We start from the raw sequence: 3,332 nt of genomic DNA, 5'->3' as shown, positions 1-3,332 counted from the left end.
GCGGCAACCGGATGCAGGCCTTCGGGCTGATCGGCGCGCTTCTGGCGACCCAGCTTCTCTTCGGAGTGATCCAGGGGGATTTCGGCATCGTGGTGGCCGATCTCTCGGGCTTCGTCGCGGGGTTCCTCCTGTCCTTCGTGGTCAGCCCCGGCGGCTGGCGGCGCGCGCTCGACCGGCTCCGCCAGCGCTAGCGCTTCAGCGCGCGGCGGAACTCGCCCAGGCGGAAGGCTCCGAGAAGCTGGCCGAGGAGGCCGTAGACCAGGATCGCGCCGAAGATCAGGATGGCGAGCGCGACGTAGCGCCAGCCGGGCAGCCCGAGAAGCGGCCCCCAGACGAGCACTCCGATCCAGAGGCCCGCGCCCATCAGGAGCGAGGCGAGCACGATGCGCCCGATGCGGCGGCGGAAACGGTCGTCGAAGGTCGCCTCCTCGCCCATGCCCCGCCGTCCGCGCAGCAGGAGCCACACCATCGTCCAGGCCGCGAGCGTGGTGCCGAGCGCCGCGCCGATGAAGCCGAGGAGCCAGGCGAAGCCGACGGCCGCGACCGCGTTCACCACCATGGCGACGAGGGCGTAGCGGAACGGCGTCCGCGTGTCCTCGCGCGCGAAGTAGAGCGGCTGGAGTACCTTCTGGAGGACGAAGGCCGGGAGGCCCGCCCCGTAGACGGCGAGCGCGAGCGCGGTCGCGGCCGTGTCGTCCGCCCCGAAGGCGCCGCGCTCGAAGAGGACGGAGACGATGGGCACCGGGATCACCACGAGGGCCACGGCCGCCGGGATCGTCAGCGCCATCGAGATCTCGCCCGCGCGGGAGAGCGCATCGCGCCCGCCCGTGGCATCGCCCGCCCTGAGCCGCCGCGCGAGGTCCGGCAGGAGCACGACGCCCACCGCGATGCCGACCACGCCGAGGGGGAGCTGGTAGAGCCGGTCGGCGAAGGAGAGCCAGGCGATGGCCCCCTCGAAGAAGCTCCCGACCTGGCGGCCGACGAGGAGGTTGATCTGCACGACCCCGCCCGCGAGCATGGCGGGCCCGGCGATGATGGCGAGGCGCTTCATGTCGGGCGTGAGGCGCGGCAGGCGCGGCACGAGGCGGAAGCCCGCGCGCGCCGCCGCGATCCAGACGAGGCCGACCTGGAGGATGCCCGCCACCAGCACGCCCCAGGTCAGGAGCGTGCCGTGCCGCACGAGAAGGCCCTCGGCCCCCTCGACCGTGCCCACGTCCACCGCGACGTTCGGGAAGGCCCCCCGCTCCGCCGCGACGAGCGCGACGATCAGGACGACGTTGAGAAGGAGCGGCGCCGCCGCCGCCGCCGCGAAACGGCCCGAGGCGTTCAGCACGCCCGACAGGAGCGCCGCGAGCGAGATGAAGAGGATGTAGGCGAAGGCGATCCGCCCGAAGTCCACGGCAAGCGCGAAGCGCACGTCCCCCGCGAAGCCCGCCGCCATGGCGAGCACGAGCGCCGGCATGAAGACGATGGCGAGGACCGTCAGAACGACGAGGATCGCGGCCAGCCCCGAAAAGGCGTCGCGCGCGAAGTCGTGCGCGTCCTCGCCCGCCTCGAGCTTCTTGGAGAAGAGCGGCACGAAGGCGGTGTTGAACGCGCCTTCGGCGAAGAAGCGGCGGAACATGTTCGGCAGCGAGAAGGCGACGAGGAAGGCCTCCGCCACCGGCCCCGCGCCGATATAGGCCGCGATCAGGATGTCGCGCGCGAAGCCGAGGACGCGGCTCATCAGCGTCCAGAACCCCACCGTGACGAAGCCCGTCACGAGGCGGATCGGCCGGGCGGCGGCCACGCTCAGGCGCCCGCCCGTTCGGCGACGCGGGCGATGGCGTCCCGGAGCTTGCGCTCGAGGTTCTCCTGCCGCGCCTTGGTGTAGAGCTTCAGGCCGAACATGTCCTTCACGTAGAAGACGTCCACCACCTGCGCGCCGTAGGTCGCGATGACGGCGTGGGCGATGTAGATGTTGGAGGCCGCCAGCGTCTTGGTCAGGTCGTAGAGGAGGCCGGGGCGGTCGCGCGTGTCGACCTCGATGATCGTGTAGATCTCCGAGCCGTCGTTGTCGAAGGTGATGTTGGTCGGCACGTCGAAGGGCCGCTCGCGCTTCTTGATCTTGTCGCGGCCCTCGAGCGCCTTAGAGGCAATGACCTCGCCCTTCAGCGTCTTGCCGATCATGCCCTTGAGGCGCGGCAGGCGCGCGGCCTCGTAGGGGTTGCCCTCGGCGTCCTGCACCCAGAAGACGGCGGTGGCGAAGCCGTCCTTCGAGGTGTAGGTCCGCGCGTCCACCACGTTGGCGCCGACGAGGCTGAGGGCGCCGGCGAGGCGCGAGAAGATGCCGGGATGGTCGGCCAGGACGAAGCAGACGCGGGTGGCGTCCCGGTCCTCGTCCTGGCGCGTGTCGATGCGGATCTCGTCGTCCTTCAGACCGCGCAGCATCTCGGCGAAGGTGACCTGCGTGGCGAGGTCGAGGCCCTGCCAGTAGGGGCCGTAGTGGCGGTCGATCTCGGTCTTGAGGTCGGACTTGGGCCAGTCGGCCAGCGCCTCGCGGAGCGCGCGCTTGCCCTCGCCCTCCAGCTTCTCGCGGTTGAGGTCCTCCAGCCCGGTCTCGAGCGCGGTCGCCGTCGCCCGGTAGAGGCCGCGCAGAAGCGTCGCCTTCCAGTTGTTCCAGGTGTTCGGTCCGACGCCGCGGATGTCGCAGACGGTGAGGACCGTCAGCAGCTCCAGCCGCTCGCGCGTCTTCACCGCCTTGGCGAAGTCGCGCACCGTGCGGGGGTCGGAGATGTCGCGCTTCTGCGCCATGTCGGACATCAGGAGATGATAGCGCACCAGCCATTCCACCGTGTCGCATTCCGCCTGCTTCAGCCCCAGGCGCGGACAGACCGCCCGCGCGATCCGCGCGCCGACGATGGAGTGGTCCTCCTTCCGGCCCTTGCCGATGTCGTGCAGGAGGCAGGCGACATAGAGGACCTTGCGGTTCACCCCGGCCTTGAGGATGCGGCTCGCGACGGGAAGCTCCTCGATCAGCTCCTCGCGCTCGATCTGCGCGAGCGTCGAGATCACCTGGATCGTGTGCTCGTCCACCGTGTAGCTGTGATACATGTTGAACTGCATCATCGCCACGACCGGCCCGAACTCGGGCAGGAAGGCCGCGAGGACGCCGAGTTCGTTCATCCGGCGGAGCGCGCGCTCGGGGTTGCCGTGCTTGAGCAGCAGGTCGAGGAAGATGCCCACCGCCTCCGGGTCGCGGCGCATGGCGTCGTCGATCGTGTGGATGCGGGCCTGGATCTCGCGCATGGCGTCGGGGTGCAGGAGGTAGCCGGTGCGCAGCGCCTCCTCGA

Annotated in this window: 2 protein-coding genes and 1 pseudogene; 1 reads left to right on the top strand and 2 read right to left on the bottom strand. The window is 70.5% G+C overall.

Going from position 1 to position 3,332, the window contains the following annotated elements; all coding sequences use genetic code 11:
- Positions 1 to 191: pseudogene (locus ACTS11_RS10100) on the top strand (rhomboid family intramembrane serine protease); the annotation flags it as partial.
- Here the strand turns inward: ACTS11_RS10100 and murJ are convergent.
- Both murJ and ACTS11_RS10090 read right to left on the bottom strand, forming a co-directional pair.
- The gene (murJ, locus tag ACTS11_RS10095; RefSeq protein WP_442640188.1) at positions 188 to 1,726 is read right to left on the bottom strand and encodes a murein biosynthesis integral membrane protein MurJ; all 1,539 of its coding nucleotides are present in this window, start codon (positions 1,724 to 1,726) and stop codon (positions 188 to 190) included. The pseudogene ACTS11_RS10100 and the gene murJ overlap by 4 nt on opposite strands.
- Before the next feature lie 65 nt (positions 1,727 to 1,791).
- Positions 1,792 to 3,332, bottom strand: a 1,541-nt coding sequence (locus ACTS11_RS10090) for an HD domain-containing protein (RefSeq protein ID WP_442640187.1), incomplete at its 5' end; no start/stop codon positions are given.

The organism is Roseicyclus sp. (genome assembly GCF_052168335.1).
Classification (GTDB): Bacteria; Pseudomonadota; Alphaproteobacteria; order Rhodobacterales; family Rhodobacteraceae; genus Roseibacterium.
This window is presented reverse-complemented; position numbering and strand designations above follow the sequence as displayed.

Coding starts and splice junctions, on each gene's coding strand:
- murJ (WP_442640188.1), bottom strand. CDS start 1,726: ATGAGCCGCGTCCTCGGCTTCGCGCGCGACATCCTGATCGCGGCCTAT.